The following is a 21835-nucleotide window of genomic DNA, read 5'->3' on the forward strand; positions in this document are numbered from 1 at the left end:
CACCATTCATACTCCCCCACAATTTTCTAAAACACCTACCCCTCGTACCACATATAATTCACCAGGTGGGGGTGTCAAACACTCAATAAATGTGCGTAATTTATCTTTTTTTTTGCCCCCACCTGACCCTACTCGCGCCGCCAGGTCTGGGTTTTGCAGAGAAGGCCGCCAAGCACGCAACCGGAGAGTTGAACGCTCGCCTCGGAAAATTTTGCCTTGCCCGCATAAGTCTTGCCGCTCTCGGTATCGTAAAGAGAACCCGTATATGCTCCAGACCCGGTTGACTTCAAGGTGACTGCCTGAAGTCCCACCACCGGACGGTCATGTTTGGAAGCATCGGGATTGTTGACGTCATTGACCGGATTCTTCATCCATACGATCGTGCCGCAAACGCCGGCATCACACTCGCTCAGTTTGACCTTCGTGCCGCCGGACTCGTTGACATATGTTCCAACAATCTTTGGTTCTTGCGCCATTACGGCAGTTGTCATGCTGCCTGCCAAGACGAGAGAGAGAATAGCTTTCTGAGTACCGAACAAATCGTGGCTCCGTGTTAAAGTATGATGGAAAATCGATGCGCTCTTTGCGCGGATGGCTATAGTTCGCGGCCGTTAATACAGGTGGAATGGGACAGGAATAGGGACAAAGCAAGTTTCGTGACTAATGATCAAGGGTGAATCTGGAGCGCCGGTGTGACAAGCGCGGTCATAGCGCCAGGCGACCCCTCCATTCCGTGACTGCCGAGGCCAGAGTCTTCAAATGATCGGCGGCCGTGAAGCCGGATACGCTCTTGCGAGGCTTGAGATCGTGGTCACCGTCCTCTAGCCAGAGAAGTTCGATCTTGTGTGAGAGAGAATAATTTTGAACCTCCTCGCGCGTGCCGAACTCGTCGCGTGTGCCTTGGCAAATCAATGCGGGCGTCATCAACCCGGCGAGATGCTTCGTTCGAAGTTGGTCCGGCTTGCCCGGCGGATGAAACGGATAGCCAAGACAGAGGAGACCGGCAACTTTTCCGACAGAATGGAGATCGTCAGCGATCATGCTGGCGACCCGTCCACCCATCGACTTGCCGCCAATGATGAGCGGACCTGTTGCGCCAAGTTCGTCAACCGCCGCAATGTACTCCGGGTTGAGTTTTTCGGCGCGAGGCGGAGGCTTTCGCACGCCTGACGTACGACGAGATGCCATATAGCCGAACTCGAAACGCGCAACGCGAAAGCCCGCCGCGGCAAGAGCCTTGGCTACGGCTTCCATCGAAGCTGAATCCATCGGTGCTCCTGCGCCATGGGCAAGCAGAATGGTGACTGGCGTATCGTCCGGTCCGTCGAACAGAAATTTATCGTGCATTTCAGCCTGCCGTTTTTGACCTGCGATTATTGTGACACGGTACGCTGCAGTCGTGGAATGGAGAATCTTTCGCCCGGCTAATTTCGCACGAGATTTATTTCACTGGTGACAACGGACGTGCGTGATCGAGGATCCATGTCAGTTGTCGTCAGCACCATGCCGTTGTTGCCGACTTTCCGCATGGTTAACTGCGCTTTGCGGTCGCCATTGACATTTTTGGCCCAGAGAATACCGAGGTTGATCGCGTTTCCGCGCCGTGTTCCAGAAAGGCGAGCTACGCCGGTGGCTGATCCAGTGTAGGAGCCGGTGTATCTGCCGCCGTTCGATGTCAAGTTGACGGCAAGAGCGCGGGACATGGCCATCAAGCCGGTGCAACTACCCTCCAGAGCCAGCGATGAAGGCGTGGTCGACGAGTCGAAGGTACAAGAAACCGTCATCGACGGTACGTTCGTGCGGATGCGCACCGCGCCATTGCCCGCCCATTTGCCTTCGAGGGATTGGAGAAACGCCGCTTCGTCGGCACGTGCAGCTTCCGCTACCGTAAAAGCCAAAATCAGTCCCGCTAGAATCTGTATCATGGCGGCATCTTTCAAAGCTTGAGCAAAGCCAAGGTTCAACGCGCATCTCAAGGGTGAGTTCCGCTTGGGAAAACGGCCCACATCCGGATACTGGACAACTGGCAACGCATTGGCGCAGTAGAAATACCGGCATCCACTTTCAATTTCGATTGCGGAAGGGCAATCTCGGCGAGGGTGGTCGTCTGGTGGGGGAGTGAATGAGTAAACTGCAAGAGGAAGTCGCGCGCCGCCCTATTGCCAGCCGATCGTCCCCCTGGGCCATCAGGCTCAGCAAATACCTGGCGCAAGCGGGCGTCACTGCCAATAGTATTTCGCTGCTGTCGATAGTGTTTGCGGTCGTCGGGGGCGCACTCATCGCGTTCATGGTTCATCCGATCGCATGGCTTTGCGCGGCTGCCTGCGTGCAAATGAGACTGATCTGCAACCTTCTCGACGGAATGGTCGCGATCGAAGGCGGCAAGAAAACACCGAGCGGGCCTCTCTACAACGAATTTCCCGACCGGATCTGCGATACGCTGTTTCTTGTTCCGGTTGGATATGCTGTGGGCTACCCTTGGCTTGGCTGGCTATGCGCGCTGCTCGCCGCCCTGACCGCCTACATCAGGGTTTTCGGTGGATCGTTGGGATTGGCTCAGGATTTCAGCGGCATCATGGCGAAACAGCGTCGCATGGCAGTTCTCACGGCGGGTCTCGTTGTCCAGTGCGTGGAAACGTGGCTCTTCGGGAGCCACTGGTCGCTGCTTGCGGCATTGGTCATCATAACGATCGGCAGTCTTGTGACCTGTGTCACGCGAACAGTCAGCATTTCCCGCGGATTAGCAGTCCGTTCTGGCTCCGACTGACTTGGTGTCGTGGTGAAACTACTGCGGACCCGCGTCTCTGCGAGTCCGCAGTATCGCCTAAAAGGTATCGACGTCGAGGACGGCTTGAGCGAAGTCGCGCGGTGCTTCCTGTGGCAGATTGTGGCCAATACCGCCGCTGCTTGTCCGGTGCTCGTATTTTCCCGAGAACTTGTTGCGATAGGCTGCGGGATCGGGGTGCGGCGCGCCATTGGCGTCACCTTCAAGCGTTATCGTGGGGACTGCAATCACCGGGAATGTTGCCAGCGGTTTTTCCAGGTCGTCATATTGCGGCTCCCCTTCCACGAGGCTCAAGCGCCAGCGATAGTTATGGATGACGATCGCGACATGATCCGGGTTGTTGAAGGCTTCGGCCGACCGGTCAAACGTTGCGTCGTCGAAGTTCCATTTCGGCGATGCGAGCTGCCAGATGAGCTTGGAGAAATCGTGCCGGTTGCTATCGTAGCCTTGGCGGCCGCGTTCGGTGGCAAAGTAGTACTGGTACCACCAGGCGAGCTCGGCTTTCGGTGGCAATGGTTTCTTGTTCGCCTCCTGACTGCCGATCAAATAGCCGCTTACGGAGACCAGAGCTTTGCAGCGCTCTGGCCATAGGGCCGCAATGACGTTGGCCGTGCGCGCTCCCCAGTCAAAGCCGGCAATGATTGCCTTTTGTATCTTCAGTGCATCCATCAACGCGATGATGTCGACAGCAACAACGGCCTGCTGGCCATTTCGGACCGTATCGCCCGAAAGGAATTTCGTGGTGCCGTAGCCGCGCAGATACGGCATGATCACGCGGTAGCCTGCGCCGGCAAGCAAAGGAGCGACGTCGGCGAAACTATAGATATCGTACGGCCATCCGTGCAGAAGAATAACCGGGTAGCCATCGGCAGGGCCTGCTTCGGCATATCCGACGTTAAGGACGCCGGCGTCGATCTGTTTGATTGGACCCATGGAGGTATTCGTCCCCGGCTTGGTGGTAGGCAGCGCGGCCGGTTTTGCCGTGCCGGTCTGCGCGTTTGCCCTGACGGACTGGATGAGTGTTGCGGCAGCAACAGTCGCGGCCGCTATGCCGAGAAGCCCCCGGCGACGATGGTTGATTTCTTGCGACATTTTCGTATCCATTGCTGAAGTTCATTGGTTCTAACTGCTGGAAGGACTTGCCAAAAAATGGGCACGTTATTCCGTTCAGCGCAGCGATCTGAACGCGGCGCGCAGCTCGGCGCTGAAGAGTTCCGGCTCTTCCCATGCCGCGAAGTGACCGCCCTTGTCCACCTCGTTGAAGTAGATGAGTTTATGGTAGCTCTGTTCAACCCAGGTTTTCGGCGCACGATAGATCTCTCCTGGAAATACAGTTACCGCAGCAGGAATGGATATGTCGACCGCATTGAAATTGTTGGCGTTGTTTTCCCAGTAGAGTTGTGCGGACGAGATCGCACTGTTCGTGAGCCAATAGAGCGTGATGTCGTCGAGCATCTCATCCTTGGTAAGCGAACGTTCTGCGTCGCCACCACTGTATGTCCATTGGTTGAACTTGTCGTACATCCAGGCCGCGAGGCCGACAGGTGAGTCAGACAATCCATAGCCCACCGTTTGTGGGCGGGTCGTCATCATGCTGCCATAGGCACCATTCTTGGCAAAGAACGTGCTGAGTGAATCGTATGCTGCCTTCTCTACATTGGTAAGTCCGGCCGGTGCAGGAGCGCCAGCGCTCATGGCGCTCGCTACGTCGGCGGGTACCGTCGCCGGCATGTTCACATGGATGCCGAGCAGACCCTCGGGCGCCTGACGGGCCATCTTGTCGGAAACGACGGAACCCCAGTCACCGCCTTGCGAAACGTATTCCTTGTATACGAGACGCTTCATCAAAACATCCCAGGCAAGCCCGATGCGATCGGCATTCCAACCGGGCTCGGTCGGCTGATCGGAGAAGCCATAGCCGGGCATCGACGGGATAACGACATCGAATGCGTCTTCCGCGGTACCGCCGTGGGCGGTTGGATCGGTGAGAGGGTCGATGACTTTCAGGAGTTCAAGCACCGAGCCGGGCCAGCCATGGGTGATGATTATTGGCAGTGCATTCGGGTGCTTCGAACGGACGTGTATGAACTGAATGTTGAGGCCATCAATCTTCGTCACAAACATCGGCAGGGCGTTCAGCTGCTTTTCCACCTTGCGCCAGTCATAGTCCGTGCCCCAATAGGAAACGAGATCCTTGAGCTTGGCCAATTGTACGCCTTGGGATTGATCGGCGACGGTTTCCTTGGCTGGCCAGCGTGTCGCCAGAACGCGCCGACGTAAATCATCGAGGTCCGCTTGCGGTACATTGACTTTGAAAGGACGAATTTCGCTGTCCTCGGCGGCCGCAGCCAATTGCGTACCAAGTAGGCTGAAAGCGCCCGTTGCAGCCGCCGATGTCACAAGAAGCGCGGTGGCGGATGTCGTTAGAAAACTGCGCCGTGTAGGCGCGGACAGGATGTTGGACATGGTCGTTCTCCGTTGTTGATATGAGCTTGGAAAAGGCAAAAAGCTTCACAACCGGCCGTGACAGGCGACGAGGCACCTGGTCCCGGTACGTCATTGACGCAGGAATATGATTTCCCTGGAAATATCCTGCCCGGGAATAACGGGCAGGTCGGGTTCAGGACCGGCGCGATCTAGACGACGTTGAGCACTACATCGACGTTGCCGCGTGTTGCCTTGGAGTAGGGCCATGTCTGGTGTGCACCGTCGACTATCGCCTGCGCAACATCGCGCTCAAGACCTGGGAGGCTGACGTTGAGTCGGGCCTGAAGGAAATAGGCGCCATCGACATTGCACAAGTCCACTTCGGCATCGACGGCCGTGTCTGCCGGCAAGGTCACCTTCATCTTGCGTGCAGCAAGGCCCATGGCACCGATGAAACATGCCGACCAGCCGGCAGCAAACATCTGTTCCGGATTGGTGCCGCTACCAGCGCTGCCGGGGGTCGAGAATTTGACGTCGAGATGGCCATCATCACTTTTGCCCGAGCCACCATCCCGGCCGCCGGTGGTGTGGGTCTTGGCTGTGTAGAGCACTTTTTCGACTTGGGTCATTGTACTTTTCCTTTGAACGGTTGATTTGCTTCAAGCAATGACTGCAGCCAGTCATTGCCCGCATAAGGCGCTAGAGACGTATCCCGCATGTGTCAGGGTTGGCGGGAATTGAAACGAATTGTGTAAGGAAGCAAGGCCGGTACATTGAGATACAAATGGGCGGTCTGCCTCTAGTGCGGCTTGAACGGTTGAGCCAATATTATCTCGGCGGAAAGACCTCCACCGGGTCTGTTTGCCAGGTTAAGCATCCCGTCAATGGCGAGCGCCAGTTCCTGCGCGATTGCCAATCCCAGCCCTGTGCCGCCGGTTCCCCTATTCCGCGACTGTTCCAGCCTGAAAAATGGCTGGAGGACTGCCTGAAGTTGATCTTCCGGAATGCCTGGGCCACGATCGAGCACCTTTATGATGACTGTCCCTTGAGGGTCTTTCTCAAGGGTAACCTCGGCGCTTCCGCCGAATTTCAAGGCATTGTCGATCAGGTTGGTGAAGATGCGGCGCAGGGCGTGCGGCCGGGTGACGATCGCAGTTTCGATCTTTCCGCTCAGGGTCACAGCCTTGCCGGTATCCTGATAGTCATAGACGAGGCTTTCCATGAAAGAGTCCATGTCCAGACGGGAGGCTTTTTCTGTATTTCCATGAGCGCTGCGCGCATAGGCAACGCCTTCGTGGACCAGGCGCTCGATCTCCGCCAAATCCTGAACGAGCTTGTCCTTTTCAATGGACTCTTCGGCAAACTCCGCACGAAGCTTCATGCGGGTTATCGGCGTTTGAAGATCGTGCGAGATTGCTGCAAGGATTTGTACGCGCTCTTCAAGGTAGTGTGCGATACGATCTCGCATGGCGTTGAATGCCGTTGCGGCATAGGCGACCTCGCTCGGTCCAGTCTCGCTCAACCGCGGCGTTTTCTTGTTCGGATCGAGCGCGTCAGCTGCATTTGCAAGATTTACGAGAGGGCGGATCGCCAGCCGAACGGCAAGCCATGCGCAAAGAATGAGGAGAAGCAGCTGCGCGATGAGAACATATGGCAGCCACTGTGCCAGCGGCATGATTGGTGCCGGGTTCACATCGATTGTCAGCGGATTCCCATCGCTCAGGGTCAGATGAGCCTGCAGGCGTTTGCCACCGCCCGGGATCGACTGAAATGTTATCGGGAAGCGCGGATCGACGGCTTGCCTGATCTTCGCCGCGATACCAGCACCCTGTTCGGTCAGGGTGTCGATGCCGGGAAGTCCGGTGCCCAACTCAAATCGATAGGTTCCCCGGTTGAGGCGCTGAAGCCAATCCGCTCGCTCGGACGCCGGCAAGCGATCGAAAATAGCGACCGACGTCGCGACATCGTTCTCGAGCGTATTGAGCATCACCGCCTTGGCGGCCATGTAACGTTCGATAAACTGGACACTGAAGGTGAGCCCTTGCGCGAGCAGCAGACCAGCAAGCAGGATAAGGAAAAGCCTCGATCCCAGAGTGCGGGGCCATAGCCGCAATGGGCGAAGCACGGCACCGATGCTCATTGGCGAAGCTCGGAAATCTCGACCGGCATTGCCAGAACGTAGCCCTCGCTGCGAACGGTCTTGATGTAGGCAGGTTCGCGCGCATCATCACCAAGGCGCTGGCGAAGCCGGCTTACCAGAAGGTCGATGGACCGGTCGAACAATTCGGCCTCGCGCCCTTGGGTGAGGTTCAACAGTTGATCCCGATTGAGCACGCGCTGCGGATGGTCGACGAACACGCGAAGCAGGCGGTATTCGGCACCGCTAAGTGCTATAGCCGTTCCCTCGCGGTCGAGCAGATGCCGGCCGGTAGTGTCGAGTTGCCAATCACCAAAGGTCAACAACTGGCCGACCTCGGTAATCTGGAGATTGGGCGGGAGCATGCGCGTGCGACGCAAAATCGCCTTGATGCGGGCAAGCAACTCCCGCGCGGCAAAGGGTTTTGCGAGATAGTCATCTGCGCCCATCTCCAGGCCGACGATGCGGTCGGTTTCGTCGGTCCGGGCGGTCAGCATCAGAATTGGTGTTGCCTTGTGCTTACCCGCGCGAAGTTCGCGGCACAGGACCAGACCATCATCGCCAGGCATCATTATATCGAGAACGATAAGATCGACGGAGTCTGTCTCAAGAAATGACCGCATATGCCGTCCGTCTGCCGCCACGGTGACGCGCAGGCCATTCTTCTTGAGATAACCCGAAACAAGTTCGCTTATTTCGCGATCGTCATCGACGATCAGAATGTGGTCGATGTGATCCATCGCGCAATGCCTTCCATTGATATCGTGGCGGTACTTTAGCAGGCATTTTTCGCGCGCGGGCGAGGGCGTTGCGGAAAAATTGTAAGCCAATGTATCCGCGTTGCACCTGGATACATTGGCCGACAATTTTGGCTGGTTGAGACACATGCGCGATACTTCGCCGGCGCCTTGTCTCCGGCAACGGCTGAACTTCGGCCGCTGCGCTTCGGCGCTCCTTTAACTATCCAAAGGATACGATGATGACCCTTCCGGTTATTGCTTACCTTGCTGGTGTGCTGACGATCCTCAGCCCATGCATCCTGCCCGTCCTGCCATTCGTTTTTGCGCGTGCCGAACAGCCATTCGTCAAGAGTACGCTGCCGATGCTCGCAGGCATGGCGATCACTTTCGCTCTCGTCGCAACACTGGCGGCGGTCGGCGGCAGCTGGGCGGTTCATGCCAATGAATATGGCCGCTACGCTGCAATCGGGCTGCTTGCGATCTTCGGATTGACGCTTGTCTCGCCGCAGCTAGCAACAATTCTGACACGGCCCGTCGTTGCGTTGGCCAACAGGCTATTGAACGCGACGGGTGGACCACGCTCGGTGCCGACGGCTGGCAGTTCGCTGGTTCTGGGTGTTGCCACGGGTCTGCTGTGGGCGCCCTGCGCGGGACCGATCCTTGGTCTGGTTCTGACGGGAGCCGCGCTCCAGGGTGCGAATGTCCAGACAACCTTGCTTCTGCTTGCCTATTCGACGGGTGCAGCAACTTCACTGGGCTTGGCACTGCTCATCGGTGGCCGCGTGTTCACGGCCATGAAACAATCGCTGGGTGCCGGTGAGTGGGTGCGCCGCGGACTCGGCGTTGCCGTACTTGCAGGTGTAGTCGCCATTGGTCTTGGCGCCGATACGGGTTTGCTTGCGCGGCTTTCAACCGTCGGAACAAGCAAGATAGAACAGGCGCTGCTCGACGGATTGCATAGCAAGAAGCAGGCATCAACTAGTGCAGCGATCACAGCTGACGGTCCTCAGCTTGCGCTCAACGCCAGCGAAAAATTCCGAAGCGATCTGCCAGTTGAGGGCCAGTTTCCTTCGCTCGATGGAGCCGTCGAGTGGCTGAACTCGCCGCCGCTCACGACAGAGCAGCTTCGCGGCAAGGTCGTGCTGGTCGATTTCTGGACGTTCGCTTGTATCAACTGCATTCACACCGTTCCCTATGTTCGGGCTTGGGCTGAAAAGTACAAGGATCAGGGCTTGGTGGTGATTGGCGTGCACGCGCCGGAATTTGCCTTCGAACGCAAGATTGAAAACGTCAAAAAAGCCATAGACGAATTCAAGATCGGCTATCCGGTTGCGATCGACAACAATTTTGCCATCTGGAAGGCATTCGACAACAGCTATTGGCCAGCCCACTACTTCATCGATGGAAAGGGCCAGATCAGGTATCACCATTTCGGTGAAGGCGACTATGAGGAATCCGAGAAGGTCATCCAGGATCTGCTCGCCGAGGCGAAAGGCCAACAGACGGCCAAGACTGTGCCGGCTCCGATTGCAAAGCAGGGCTGACCGAAGATGGAAATGCCTCGGGCGCCAGGCCCGAGGCCAAAACCTTTAAGGAGACATATCATGCGATTTGCCATTTTATCCCTGATCGGCATGGCAGTGCTGATTTCGCCATGCGTCTACGACACCGACCCTCGAGAACCGTCGCCTCTGGCCGCATTGATTACGCAGGGCGATCCCCAACTTGCGGCTGCCGGGATTGACTTCTCGAGCCGCAATCCCGACATCTCTACCGAAACAATGCAGTGACAGAGTGTGCCCCAAAGGCATAAGGTGCTGCAAATTCCATCACAACGAATGGAGGACATCCAATGACACAAGAACGGGCAGTGTTGGCCGGCGGTTGTTTCTGGGGGATGCAAGACCTCTTCCGGCGCTACGACGGTGTGATCTCGACACGTGTCGGCTACTCGGGCGGCGACGTGCCGAATGCGACCTACCGCAACCACGGAACACACGCGGAGGCCATCGAGATCGTCTTTGATCCCGACCGGATCAGCTACCGGCAAATTCTCGAGTTCTTTTTTCAGATCCACGATCCAAGCACGCGTAACCGCCAAGGTAACGACGTTGGAGTGAGCTATCGTTCGGCGATCTTCTATACGTCCGAAGAGCAGGAGCGGATTGCAAAAGACACCATTGAGGATGTCGACGCTTCCGGCCTGTGGCCTGCCAAGGTGGTGACGGAAGTTGCGCCTGCCGGAGATTTCTGGGAAGCCGAGCCCGAGCATCAGGATTATCTCGAGCGCATTCCAAACGGCTATACGTGCCACTTCATCCGGCCTGGCTGGAAACTTCCGGTTCGAGAAAAGATAGCCTGAACCATTGCGAGCAACAAACAAAGGCCGGTGTTCGCACCGGCCTTTTTCATGAGCCGACGCTTCGACGACGAAATTAAATATTGACTGAGTTAGTCATGTTTTATAACTCACACGGTGAGGGCTGCAAGTACCAGAGCAGACCTGCACCGAAATCCCACAGCGATGGATCTATGCAAGCATTTCCGAATTCATCGCCCGCCCTGGTCGGGCACACAACATTTCACGATGTGATTTCCGATCGAAATGGCGCGGTCTACCGGATATTTGTCTATCGCCCGCCCGGCGATGCACCTGAGCAGGGCTGGCCGGTGCTTTACATGACGGACGGCAATGCGGTGATCGGCACGGCAGTCGACGTCATGCGGGCGCAGGCGAGCTATCCGAGCGGTACCAATGTCGGATATGGGGTCGTCGTGACCATCGGTTACCCCCTCGACGCTGCATATGATCCCCTGCGTCGCTCCTGGGATCTGAGCCCGCCACCCGGTCAGACCTATCCGCCATTCTACGAAAACAGCCCGGTGGTGAAAACCGGCGGCGCCGATGGATTCCTGGAGTTTATCGAGGAACAGATAAAGCCGGTCGTCGAGGCAACGCATCCGATTGACCGGAGCCGTCAAGCGCTATTCGGCCATTCCTTTGGCGGCCTCTTCGTGCTCTACAGCCTGTTCACCCGGCCTTCGGCCTTTACGACCTGGATCGCCGCCAGTCCGTCGATCTATTGGGAAGGTCGTGCCATCGATCAATTTTATCCATCGTTTGCCGCCGCTCCGAAGACGAGGGAGAACGCAAGGCTCTTCCTCTCCTGCGGCGAGTATGAAACCGACAAACTGGCGCCGTTTCAGCTTGGTGCGGCCGACGAGGCGGAGAGGCTTGAGCAGAAGAAAGTCACGCTGAACGATGTGAGTGCCATGGAACTGATGGAGCGGCTGAACAGCCTGCCAGGTCGGCCAATACGGGCGCAATTTGAAATCCATCCCGGTGAGAATCACATGTCGCTGCTGCCGGTTGCCGTCAATCGTGCGATCCAGAATGCATTCACCGTCAGAACACTGTGATGATGACGCTGCCGTGCGATCCGCTGTCGGACTTGCCAGGTGTTCCAATCCCGCAGGTCGACCAAGGGGGATCCGGCGTCGATATCTGGTGGTGGTCCTACGGACCCGGCACGGACTGGAATACAATAAGTCTTGCATTGGTCACCGACGAACGGGCGCGAGCTGCGAACTTCCATTTTGAAAAAGATGCGCGAGCGTTTATGGCGGGGCGCTACTTGCAGCGGTCGGTCCTCTCGTTTTATACGGCCGTGCCAATTGCCGATCTGGACATCGTCGCCGGACTGCACGGCAAGCCAGCTCTCGCCGGACAGTCCGACGGAATTGCCTTCAATCTGTCCAACACGGAAGGGTTCGCGGCCTTCGCGATTAGCCGGGACGCTAAGGTTCTGGGTATCGACGTCGAAGCCCTCACCACGGCGATTGAACCCGAGACAGCTTCATTGTTCTGCTCGGCGGCAGAGTCCGAGATGCTCTCGGTGCTGCGCGGCCCGGCGCGTCAAGCGCGCCTTCTGAGCTATTGGACCTTGAAAGAGAGTTACCTCAAGGCGACGGGCACCGGCCTGACTGCAACGCCGGTACGACTGAACATCCGGCTGGATCGCAGGATGAACGCTATTCGCATGGATAAGGTGCCGAGCGGCGATGACGTCTTGTGGCATCACCGCCTTTTTCTCGCACCTTCCGGTCATTTGATTGCTGTTTCAGCACAGTCGGGGGGAGAGGAATTGCTCTTTCGTCAACGGGAATTGGCCAATCTTGTCTAATAGTCAACGGCGATGTTCTGATCCAAAGCGCCGTGTGCGCTGGACAGCCAGTTCACCTGCGAGTCGTGCGGTTCCAGATCGAAGTGCGACCGGCCCAAAAGCGAGTTTATGATGTGCGCGCTGCGCCATGCCATGAGGCTCAACTGCGAGTCGGCAATCCCGTGACTGTACCGCCCGGCATTCTGAGCAAAAATCCGGCTCTGTTTCGGGCCGTTCCAGTTGAGACAGTATTTGTCGTCCAAAACGGGGCGATTGTGACGGTCGAACTGAATGCGATCCAACAAACCGGCAAACGCGTCGGAAAGCCTGAATTGATATCCCGTTGCCAGGACAATGGCGTCGGCATGGGCAACCTCTACGCCACCATCGAAACGATTGCGCACGATCAAGCGATAGCCATCCTTGTCGCTTTCCGCCTGGATGACATCGCGGTTGGGCGAAAGTCTTGCCTCGACGTTCCGATTTTCCAAATAACGCATGCTGTAAAGTCGCCGGTAAATGGCGTTGATCGTCGAAATGGACAGCCCGTCACTCGTCAGGATCGAAGCTTTCAGTGCGTCCAGTTTCTGGTCGCTGTTGAGATTGAGATAGGCGTAGACATATTCCGGCGAGAAGACCTGATTGGAAAACGCCGTATCGTTGATCGGCTCGAAGTTGTGGCGGCGGCTGAACCAGTTGAGTTCCTTCAGCGTCGACTTCGAGTTCAGCAACGCTTCCACGACTTCCCCGCCGCTCTGCCCACCCCCAATGACTGCGATGCGCGATGCATTGAGGCCAGGCAGGCGGTGCCTTGCCTCCGAATTGTGGAAGCATCTTTCACCGAGGAACGGCGTCGCCCAGGACGGTACGGATGGTGTAGTACCTGTACCGAGCACGAGATTTCTGGCGGTTACTGCACCGCTATCCAACCGGACGAGAAATTTGTCGTTGTCGAATTTAACTTCGCGTACGGTGGAGTTAAAACTGAGGCTCTTTAGCTGGCTAGCTACCCACTCGAGATACCGGGCAAACTCGCGACGCGGCACCGCATCGTAGTGGGCGTTGAGGAAGGCATAGAGCCGCTTATGCGCGACAAGGTAGGAAATGAACGACCATGGGCTGGTCGGCATGACTGGCGTGACGAGGTCTTTCAGATAGGAAGATTGCAGTTCGACATCCGGCAGCATCATGCCCGGATGCCAATCGAAGCTTGCCCGGCTTTCGTAAAAATGCGCCCTGACATTCCCGACGCCATCGAGCAGCGATGCCAGGCTGAGATTCGAAGGTCCGATACCGATACCGGCCACATCCAGGGTATCGCTTGCGGGACTGGTCCGATCATTGTTTGCAAACATCGCAGTCATCAGAATTCCTTTCGGTGACGCGTTGGTCAAAGAGCTTCATTCAGCCGGTGTGCCAGCCGGCTGTGAAACGCCTGCGAGCCGATCACGTGCAGATGGTTGGTGCCGGAGATGATTTCCGCGGGGTTGGCTCGAGGGGAATAGCGGCGCCAGTCGATGAGGTTGAGGCCCCGGTTCAGACTGTCGTCGGCCGCCCAGGAGTGGATGGGTACATTGTAAGGCTGCAAATGATGACGCCGGAAAATCAGTGCGTTGTCGATCAGGATCCAGAACGTGTGCTCCCGACTGCTGATATCGGGACCATCGGTTGGCAGTTCATCCTTTTCGTCGCCGACAAAACGCAGGAACTGGTCATAGGTATCGGCGTCCATGACACCAAGGAGCCGGTCCCATTCCGCGCGCATCGCGGTCTGTGCTAGCCACGCCTGCACCATCTGGTGCAACTGGTCGCGCTCACCCGGCTTGAATCGGGGCGTCGAGCCAATGGCGAATTCAGTTCCAAGGTCGCAAACGTCAACCATGGTGATCAGACGCAGATCGATCTCGTCGCCGAGCCTGCGCGCCGCCTCATAGGCCAGCAATCCGCCCCACGACCAGCCGAGGAAATAGCAGGGCTGGCCTTTGCTGTGGGTCCTGATGTAGTCGACATAGCTCTCGATGATCTCATCGACCGAGGCACCGATCTGCTTCTGCTCGGAGAGCGAATAGCAGATGAAGCCGGTCGCCGGCTGGTCCGCTCCGAGATAGTCGACCAGCTTGACATATTCGCGCGTGCTGACCAGCAGACCGGGGAAGCAATAGAGCATGGGCTTTGTGCCCGAGGCTCGCAGCACAATCACCTCGCTTCCGGCCTGATCGTTGCCCGCTTCAATAACTTTGGCGAAGGAGCGGATTGTCGGATTGTTGAAGAGATCGGCTATTGTGGTGCGGTTCTGCGGCTTGCGCTGACGCAACGCGGAAAGAATCCGGATGGCGCCCAGCGAATTGCCACCGATGGCAAAGAAATTGTCCTCGACGCTGATTGGGCTGATATTCAGGATCTGTTGCCAGATATCGAGAACTTCTGCTTCCACTGCGTTTTGAGGCTCGATGATCGTTCGCTTTAGGGGTGTCGGCGCGGGCAGTGCGAAGCGATCGAGTTTGCTGTTCGGATTGATCGGCATGCTCGTGAGCGGAACGATCGCAGAGGGAACCATATAGGCGGGAAGGGCACGCTCGAGCGCCGAATGAATATCGGCGATATTCAGTTCGCGACCCTGTTTTGGCACCACATAGGCGACGAGCATCTTCTGCTTGGTCGCATCGTCATCGCGCAGAACGACGAGCGCTTCGCCAACGCCATCCTGTTGTAGCAGTGCAGCTTCGATCTCGCCGAGTTCGATGCGATAGCCCCGCAATTTCACCTGATGATCGACGCGGCCAACAAATTCCACCGTACCATCCTCACGCCAGCGAGTAAGATCGCCGGAACGATAAAGGCGCCCGCCTTCCTTCGAAAACGGGTCGGGAATGAAGCGGTCGGCGGTAATGTCGGGCTTGCCGATGTAACCACGGGCCATGCCTTCGCCCGCGATATAAAGTTCACCGGTCACTCCGATAGGGCAGGGGTTCAAATCGGGATCAAGCACATAGACGCGGCGATTGCCAACCGCGCGACCAATCGGCGCGTAAGTCCCTTCGAACTTCTGACCAGCCCGCACTTTCCAGACCATCGGCGTCATGATGGTTTCGGTGGGGCCATAGCCGTTGATCAGCCATTCCGACTTCAACGCTTTCGACAAAAGATCGAAAGTCTGCTGGGCGAGACCCTCGCCGCCGAATGAATAGAGCCGCATCGGGGGCGCGCTGTCGGTGAGATCAGCCCATTCGGCCAGCTGCTGGAGGTAGGTCGTCGGAATGCTGGCATTGTTGGCGCCGTGCTTGCGCATAGCTGTCAACGTTTCTTCCGGTGTCCAGAGTGGCTGATCGGGAAGGATAATACTGCCGCCCTCCATAAGCGGATTCATCCATCGTTCGTGCCCGCCATCGGAACTGAAGGGCAGAAATGGCAATTCGCGCGATACCTCGCTCATGCCATAAACACGGGACGTATTCTGCATGTGGTGGGTCAGGGGACCGTGTTCGACGGCCACTCCCTTTGGAAGTCCGGTCGAACCGGACGTATACATGATATAGGCGAGCTGGTTCTTGTGAACATGCACATCAGGGGCTGTGTCGGGTTCCTGGCCGAGGTCAAGTTTGTCCAGCTCCAGAATGATGGCATCAAGTCCATCAGGAATGCGATCGATCAGCCAGCTATTGGTCAGGATTACCTTTACCCTACCATCGTGCAGGATATGGTGATTGCGTGTTGTCGGGTGATCAGGTTCGACCGGAATATACGCACCGCCTGCCTTCAGTGTCGCGAGTATGCCGACAATGGCCTCCGGCGAGCGCTTTACGGCGATCGCAACGCTTATGTCAGCACCAACACCGAGCTTGATCAAACGATGTGCAAGTCGATTTGCGCTCTGGTCTAATCTGGCGTGACTCCAGACTTCGTGGGCATAGATGATGGCTGTCTTGTCCGGCGTGCGTGCCGCATGCGCGGAGATGTGTTCATGCACGGGGCGATCGTCATTGACGCCCTCATCCTCAGAGGGAGCGGACAGAATGTCGAGTTCGTCCTCGCCGATGAACTGGATATCCTTGATCCGGAGGTCCGTCCCACCGATGGCTTGGGCCAGGATTCGGCCGAAATGGGCAGAGGCCCGCTCGATCAAGCCCGGTTCGTAGATATCCTCCGCATAGTCGAACAGCGCATCCAGCCCACCTGATTCATTAGGTGAAATGAGGAGCGCAAGCTCGATGTCGGAACGAGGGGCGAGGGTGGCCGATGTCCCCGGCGCGAGATCGGAGCGTATGCGGGGTTCACGGAACTCGAACAGCGATTTGACTATCGCATCCTGCTCCCGCTCCTCGTGTGTCTGGATTTCCTGCACCAACCGCTCAAACGGAATTAGATTGCGCGTGCCAGTTAAAATGGCGGAATCCACCGCACGGCAAACATCAAGCACGCGTGCCCTGGAAGTGAGTTCGAGCTTGAGCGGCAAAATCTGTTCAACGCGGCAGACGATTGGCCCGCGTCCATCTGCGTCACGGTTCGATAAAAGGACGCCGTGCTGCAAGCTGTAGTTGCCGCTGTAGCGGGCGAGGAGAATTGCAAATGCAGCGGATAGCACGATATCTGCCTTCAACTTGTGCTGCTTCGCGTAAAGCTTGACGCTGGTCCATAGCGTTGAATCGAGTTGGAACGGGCGGTGGTGGCGCTTGGCACCCGCGTAGCCGATCGCGTTGAAACGTGTCGGCAAAGTCGTCGCGGTGTATTCCTCGCCGATCAGATTGCGCCAATGCGCGAGCGCGGTGGTGAAATCGGTCGTCTCAAGCCACTCTTCTTCGCGGGCACCGCGCAACAGGTTGTCGTCAATAACCGGTGCCAGTGCCTCGTTATTGATGAGCGCAATCAGATCCCGTTGCAGGATCGAAAGAGCGGCATCGTCGCAGACAATCGGATGCAGGACGATGGTCGATTTGAGCATGCCTTGCGCCGTCACGATCAACTGGCAGCGGGATGACACGCCGTTGAGCAAATCGAAGGGACGGGAGATAAACTCGGCCTCGTGTTCTTCGGCTTCAACTTCTGTCAGAGGATTACTGTCGCTTCCGAGGGTCTCTACAGGAGGAACCTCACGCGGGTCTGAAAATTGTTCGATACGCCCGCCGGCGAAACGGCAGAAACGTGTGCGCAGGGCGCTCTGAAGTTTTGCCAGCTTCGCAAGGGCGTGCTGCAGCTGATCCAGTGTAACGGTGGAATGCCAGCGCAGGGTGAGAACCTGCAAAGGGAAAACAGTGCTGTTGCCGATCTGCTCAAGCGACCAGATGCGCTTTTGCGCAAGGCTTAAAGGAAAGCTGTCAGAGACACTGCGAGAAACGTCGTCCAACACGACGGTATCGTTCGCCTGATCTGGTGCGAATAGCTTGTTCATGTTTTCACCGGTCCATTATCTGAATTGAGAGCGAAGCTCAGGCCATGGCCTGCCGCAGGCCGAGCGGCCTTGGATCAATCCAGATTTGCTTGATCTTTTGCAGGCACTCGTCACGTGTGCCGCTGATCGGTTCCTTGCTCCAACCGACAGGCAGCGCCTTGTCGTCAGCCCAGACGGAATAGCGATCTTCCTGGTCGCGGACGACACTCCAGGTCTCGGGCAAGGTCTCTGGCAATAGCTCTCCTGCAGACATCGTGCAGACTCCTAAACAGATAAACATGATCAAGAGACGGACGAGGTCGCCTGCAATTTAAGCGAGAATGGAGAAAAATTTTTCAAAGATTGGGCTAAATCGATGCCGGCTCGTTACGTCTCTGTAGCAAAAGCCGCGGGTAACAGCCGCGGCGTGATGCTGCGGAGTGTGCCATGACCCTCATATCCAACCTTGCCAAAGAAACACGCGTTGAGCGGGTTCCCTTCTCATTCCGCTTCCTGAAAACGGCCGCACAGCCAATGCCGGAGACGTTGCGGGTTTCTACAGCCAGTGGCGCTTATACCATCTCGGTCCAGACGACGCCGGACGGCTTGAAACTTGGTTTGCCGGATCTCAAGGAGTGCGACGCAATCCCGGTCGTGTCGTCCGCCATCGAATTCATGACCGCGCAGTCACGCGACATCGGGATGATCGAGATCGGCAATATGCCGGCATCCGACTTCCCGCTTGGTACATTTGACGGCGATCGCTTGTTGATCGATCCGAGAGCGTTCTGGCAATGGCCGGCGCCATGGATTGCAAAGCCGGCTTATCCAAACCCGCAAGTGCATGTCTTGAGCAATCGACAATATCATCCGAAACGGCCGCGAAAGCCGGCAGGCGTTGTCTATGACCGTTATATTCCATGGCTCGACCAGAGCCTGTCTTTTCGGGTTGCGGACCCCAAGGCCGATCTCGAGCATTTCCATCGGTGGATGAATGACGAACAGGTCAATGTGATCTGGGAGGATGGCGGTGACAGGCAGAAGCACGCGGCTATCCTCGAAGAGCGCTTGAGCGATCCGCATATGCTGGCGCTGACTGGCTGTTTCGACGGTGTGCCATTCGGTTATTTTGAGGTCTACTGGGCCAAGGAAAACCGCCTCGGGCCCTATTATGATGCGCAGGACTATGATCGCGGCTGGCATGTCGCTATTGGCGAACCGGCTTATCGCGGCAAGCAGTGGATCGCGGCCTGGCTCCCGTCATTGATGCATTTCATCTTTCTCGATGATCCGCGTACGCAGCGCATTGTCGGCGAGCCGCGCGCCAGCCACGAGCAGCAGATCCGCAATCTTGACCGCTCGGGATTTGCCAAGATCAAGCACTTTGACTTCCCGCACAAGCGGGCATTGCTGGTGATGTTGACGCGGGAACGTTTCTTCGGCGATCGTTTCTGGGTTCCGGCACCATGACCTTGAAGCCGAAGCGGGCCTATTTTGCCCCTGATGATCTGAACGATCCGGCACTCACTCGTCTGATCTTTCGGCTTGGCATGCCTGCGGTTGCAGGCCTGTCGATCAATGCCGTCCATCACACGATCAATATGGTTTTCGTCGGCATGATCGGTAGCCATGAGATCGCGGCGATCACCGTTGTCCTGCCAATCCTGATGATGGTCGGAGCGATCGGCGAGGGGCTTGGCGTTGGCGTTGCTACAGCCGTCGGTCGGGCCCTCGGTGCGGGCGATCCGCAGCGGGCCAGCATCACGGCGTCAACGCTCGTCATGCTGGCGATACCACTCGGGCTCGCGCTGACGGGTGCAATTCTCCTCTTCAAGCGTGAGTTGCTTGTCCTCTTTGGCGCCAGCGAAGCCATCCTGCCATTGGCCGAACACTATCTTGCGATCGTCGCCTTTTCGGTGACGCTGACCATGCTTCAGATCCTTTCGGATTTTATCGCCATTTCAGAGGGCAACACGCGTTTCAGCATGTGGACGCTGATGGGCTGTTTCGCCCTCAACATCGTCCTCGATCCAGTCATGATCTTCTGGTTCGATTTTGGATTGGCGGGAGCAGCAGTCGCCACCATCATATCGCAGATTGCGGCGCTTGGTGCCTATTTCATCTACTTCCGCAGGCGGATCGGGACCTTGCACGTAGCTGCGAGGTTCATGGCACGGCGCATCGATGTTCTCAAGCCGGTCCTTCTCATCGGATTGCCGGTAACGCTCACAAGCATGTTGAGCAGCATCAGCTTCGCTGTGCTGTTCACTTTCGCCGGATTCTATCGCGGGGACGACGGCGTTGCCGGGGTCGGCATTGCAATGCGCGTCCTGACCCTCGGCATGCTGCCGATTGTTGGCCTCTCGCTCGGCGGGCAGGCGGTGTTGAGCTTCGCCAGCGGATCGAAAAACCCCTCTCGGTTGCTCGCGGCATCGAGAACGCTGCTGGTGCTAACGTCCATGTTTGCCGTCATATACAGTCTAGGTGCCATTCTGCAGCGCTATCCCGTCGCCGCGATTTTCACGAATGACGTCGAAATCGCAAATATTGCGGCACAAACGCTGGTCGTCACACACATTCCGTTCGTCTTCTTCGGTGCAAGGCAGATCCTGCTGGTACTCCTGCAGGCGCAGGGCCGGGCGCGTCTGGCGGGATTTATCAGCGTTGCGCAGAACGGCTATTTCCTGCTGCCGCTGCTCTTCATCCTGCCACACTGGTTTGAATTCGAGGGAGTCCTGGCCAGCCTCTTTCTTGCACCCGCTCTAACTGCGCTCATGTCATTGGGTATCCTTGTCATGATCCTGCGCCAGCTCCGTGACCATTCGTCATCCAATCCAATCACCAGTTTCAACAGCATCGTGTCTGAGAGGGCCTCATGAACAAAGCCATGCCACCGCAAGAATTCAATGCCGAAATGCCGGACGATCTGTTTTCGCCAGTCGACAATGCTGCTTTCAATGCGGTTTCGCCGCCGATATTTCAGACGTCGCTTTTCACCTATGACACCTATGAGGCCATGGAGGATGTCTTTGCCGGGCGGTCCCGCAACTATATCTATTCGCGCGGGGATAATCCTACGGTGCGAGAGTTCGAATTGCTGACGGCCCGGCTGGAGGGTGCCGAGGACGGACGTGGTTTCTCGAGTGGCACCGCGGCGATAACAGCAACGATCTTGAGCCTTGTCGAAGCTGGCGACCGGGTTGTCGCGGTGCAACATCTCTACAACGATATCTACCGGCTTTTCGTCAAGCTGCTCGCCCGTTTTGGCGTCACGGTAGACTTTGTCGATCCGTCCAATCATGACGAGGTCCGTGCTGCCTTGCCCGGCGCGAAGCTACTCTACCTCGAAAACCCGACATCCATGGTTTTCGAATTGCAGGACATCGAAGCCTTGACGACAATGGCGAAGGAATATGGCGTTACGACTGTGATCGACAATTCCTGGGCGACCCCGCTGTTCCAAAAGCCGATCCAGCATGGCGTCGATATCGTCATTCATGCTGCGTCGAAATATCTTGGTGGCCACAGCGATACGGTTGCCGGCGTGGTTGTGGGTCCGCGTGATTTGATCGCCAAGATCAACAGCTCGACCTACCCGTACATCGGCGCAAAGCTCTCACCCTTCGAAGCCTGGCTGCTCCTGCGCGGTATGCGGACATTGAAGGTGCGGCTGAAGGAACATATGCATAACGGGCTTGTGCTCGCCAAGCATCTTCAGCAACATCCGGACATTGCGCTCGTCCGTCATCCCGCCTTTTCCGATCATCCGGGCAAGAAGACGCTGACCGGCTTTTCCGGCCTGTTCGCCTTCGATCTAAGTCCCGATATTGATGTTGCACGTTTTGTAAACGCGCTGCGCCATATCCGGCTTGGTGTCAGCTGGGGCGGGCCGGAAACGCTTGTGGTTCCTGCGAAGGCTGCTCTGCAAATTCCCGATCGCATGACCTCGTTCGTTCGTTTCGGCGTCAATCCGCAAACCATACGTTTTGCGGTTGGTCTCGAGGAGCCGGAAGTGATCTGGAGCGATATCCAGCAAGCGCTGCATGGTGCGCATCTGTAGCATCGAGGCCACAGCCTCTTGCCGATTGGGCGGGGCGCGTCAAAAAAGTCGGCATTTTACCGATCGCGCCTTGACTCACATAAGATGACAAATGTAGTCATCTTTAAACATGAGTACAAAACTCATGTAAATTATCAAGCAGAGTCAAGCTTTTACAA

General features: G+C 57.0%; 19 protein-coding genes and 1 pseudogene. 9 read left to right on the forward strand and 11 right to left on the reverse strand.

Features of this window, described 5'->3' with window-relative positions; genetic code table 11:
* Positions 1-128: 128 nt before the first annotated feature.
* The 3 genes from PHA01_RS18360 to PHA01_RS18370 all read right to left on the reverse strand — a co-directional run bounded on the left by PHA01_RS18360 (position 129) and on the right by PHA01_RS18370 (position 1925).
* Positions 129-491, reverse strand: coding sequence for a DUF2147 domain-containing protein (locus tag PHA01_RS18360; RefSeq protein WP_271897828.1), 363 nt, complete (start codon positions 489-491; stop codon positions 129-131).
* 214 nt (positions 492-705) lie between these two features.
* Positions 706-1347, reverse strand: a complete 642-nt coding sequence (locus PHA01_RS18365) for an alpha/beta hydrolase family protein (RefSeq protein WP_271897829.1) — start codon at positions 1345-1347, stop codon at positions 706-708.
* Positions 1348-1424: 77 nt separating this feature from the next.
* Positions 1425-1925: a hypothetical protein gene (locus PHA01_RS18370; protein WP_271897830.1), complete on the reverse strand. Its 501-nt coding sequence runs from the start codon at positions 1923-1925 to the stop codon at positions 1425-1427.
* A 197-nt stretch (positions 1926-2122) separates the two neighbouring features.
* On the opposite strand from PHA01_RS18370, the gene PHA01_RS18375 reads away from it, so the two are divergent.
* Complete coding sequence (locus tag PHA01_RS18375) at positions 2123-2767, forward strand: CDP-alcohol phosphatidyltransferase family protein (RefSeq protein WP_271897831.1); 645 nt, start codon at positions 2123-2125, stop codon at positions 2765-2767.
* Between the two features lie 57 nt (positions 2768-2824).
* Here the strand turns inward: PHA01_RS18375 and PHA01_RS18380 are convergent, their stop codons facing one another.
* The 5 genes from PHA01_RS18380 to PHA01_RS18400 all read right to left on the reverse strand — a co-directional run bounded on the left by PHA01_RS18380 (position 2825) and on the right by PHA01_RS18400 (position 8089).
* On the reverse strand, positions 2825-3877 hold the full coding sequence (locus tag PHA01_RS18380; RefSeq protein ID WP_271897832.1) for an alpha/beta fold hydrolase: 1053 nt from the start codon (positions 3875-3877) through the stop codon (positions 2825-2827).
* 75 nt (positions 3878-3952) lie between these two features.
* The gene (locus PHA01_RS18385) at positions 3953-5251 is read right to left on the reverse strand and encodes an epoxide hydrolase family protein (RefSeq protein ID WP_271897833.1); all 1299 of its coding nucleotides are present in this window, start codon (positions 5249-5251) and stop codon (positions 3953-3955) included.
* 170 nt (positions 5252-5421) lie between these two features.
* Positions 5422-5841, reverse strand: coding sequence for an organic hydroperoxide resistance protein (locus tag PHA01_RS18390; protein ID WP_271897834.1), 420 nt, complete (start codon positions 5839-5841; stop codon positions 5422-5424).
* A gap of 170 nt (positions 5842-6011) precedes the next feature.
* Complete coding sequence (locus PHA01_RS18395; RefSeq protein ID WP_271897835.1) at positions 6012-7352, reverse strand: ATP-binding protein; 1341 nt, start codon at positions 7350-7352, stop codon at positions 6012-6014.
* Positions 7349-8089 carry a response regulator gene (locus PHA01_RS18400; RefSeq protein ID WP_271897836.1) on the reverse strand — a complete coding sequence of 247 codons (741 nt, stop codon included), beginning with the start codon at positions 8087-8089 and terminating at the stop codon, positions 7349-7351. The genes PHA01_RS18395 and PHA01_RS18400 overlap by 4 nt, the downstream gene beginning before the upstream one ends.
* A gap of 239 nt (positions 8090-8328) precedes the next feature.
* On the opposite strand from PHA01_RS18400, the pseudogene PHA01_RS18405 reads away from it, so the two are divergent.
* The 5 genes and pseudogenes from PHA01_RS18405 to PHA01_RS18425 all read left to right on the forward strand — a co-directional run.
* A pseudogene (locus tag PHA01_RS18405) lies at positions 8329-9624 on the forward strand (cytochrome c biogenesis protein DipZ); the annotation flags it as partial.
* A 69-nt stretch (positions 9625-9693) separates the two neighbouring features.
* A complete protein-coding gene (locus PHA01_RS18410; protein WP_271897837.1) occupies positions 9694-9879 on the forward strand; it encodes a hypothetical protein in 186 nt (61 codons plus the stop codon).
* Positions 9880-9941: 62 nt separating this feature from the next.
* Positions 9942-10451 carry a peptide-methionine (S)-S-oxide reductase MsrA gene (msrA, locus tag PHA01_RS18415; RefSeq protein ID WP_271897838.1) on the forward strand — a complete coding sequence of 170 codons (510 nt, stop codon included), beginning with the start codon at positions 9942-9944 and terminating at the stop codon, positions 10449-10451.
* 170 nt (positions 10452-10621) lie between these two features.
* Positions 10622-11509 carry an alpha/beta hydrolase gene (locus PHA01_RS18420; protein ID WP_271897839.1) on the forward strand — a complete coding sequence of 296 codons (888 nt, stop codon included), beginning with the start codon at positions 10622-10624 and terminating at the stop codon, positions 11507-11509.
* Positions 11509-12273 carry a 4'-phosphopantetheinyl transferase family protein gene (locus tag PHA01_RS18425; protein WP_271897840.1) on the forward strand — a complete coding sequence of 255 codons (765 nt, stop codon included), beginning with the start codon at positions 11509-11511 and terminating at the stop codon, positions 12271-12273. Before PHA01_RS18420 ends, PHA01_RS18425 begins: the two co-directional genes overlap by 1 nt.
* On the opposite strand, the gene PHA01_RS18430 is transcribed toward PHA01_RS18425, so the two are convergent.
* From PHA01_RS18430 to PHA01_RS18440, 3 genes are read right to left on the reverse strand one after another with little or no spacing between them, the layout of a single operon-like run.
* Positions 12270-13616, reverse strand: coding sequence for a lysine N(6)-hydroxylase/L-ornithine N(5)-oxygenase family protein (locus PHA01_RS18430; RefSeq protein WP_417020982.1), 1347 nt, complete (start codon positions 13614-13616; stop codon positions 12270-12272). The genes PHA01_RS18425 and PHA01_RS18430 overlap by 4 nt on opposite strands.
* A 26-nt stretch (positions 13617-13642) precedes the next feature.
* Positions 13643-17638, reverse strand: coding sequence for a non-ribosomal peptide synthetase (locus PHA01_RS18435; RefSeq protein ID WP_271897841.1), 3996 nt, complete (start codon positions 17636-17638; stop codon positions 13643-13645).
* Between the two features lie 37 nt (positions 17639-17675).
* Entirely contained in the window at positions 17676-17891 is a 216-nt protein-coding gene (locus PHA01_RS18440; RefSeq protein ID WP_271897842.1) for an MbtH family NRPS accessory protein, read from the reverse strand.
* A gap of 173 nt (positions 17892-18064) precedes the next feature.
* Between PHA01_RS18440 and PHA01_RS18445 the strand changes: the two genes are divergently transcribed.
* The 3 genes from PHA01_RS18445 to PHA01_RS18455 are packed head-to-tail and all read left to right on the forward strand — an operon-like array spanning position 18065 to position 21677.
* Positions 18065-19087 (forward strand): GNAT family N-acetyltransferase, encoded by a 1023-nt coding sequence (locus PHA01_RS18445; protein WP_271897843.1) that lies wholly within the window; start codon positions 18065-18067, stop codon positions 19085-19087.
* The gene (locus PHA01_RS18450; RefSeq protein ID WP_271897844.1) at positions 19084-20496 is read left to right on the forward strand and encodes an MATE family efflux transporter; all 1413 of its coding nucleotides are present in this window, start codon (positions 19084-19086) and stop codon (positions 20494-20496) included. The genes PHA01_RS18445 and PHA01_RS18450 overlap by 4 nt, the downstream gene beginning before the upstream one ends.
* Entirely contained in the window at positions 20493-21677 is a 1185-nt protein-coding gene (locus PHA01_RS18455) for a PLP-dependent transferase (protein ID WP_271897845.1), read from the forward strand. The genes PHA01_RS18450 and PHA01_RS18455 overlap by 4 nt, the downstream gene beginning before the upstream one ends.
* Positions 21678-21835: the final 158 nt, after the last annotated feature.

The sequence above is a fragment of the Candidatus Phyllobacterium onerii genome (genome assembly GCF_028331445.1).
GTDB lineage: Bacteria > Pseudomonadota > Alphaproteobacteria > Rhizobiales > Rhizobiaceae > Phyllobacterium > Phyllobacterium onerii.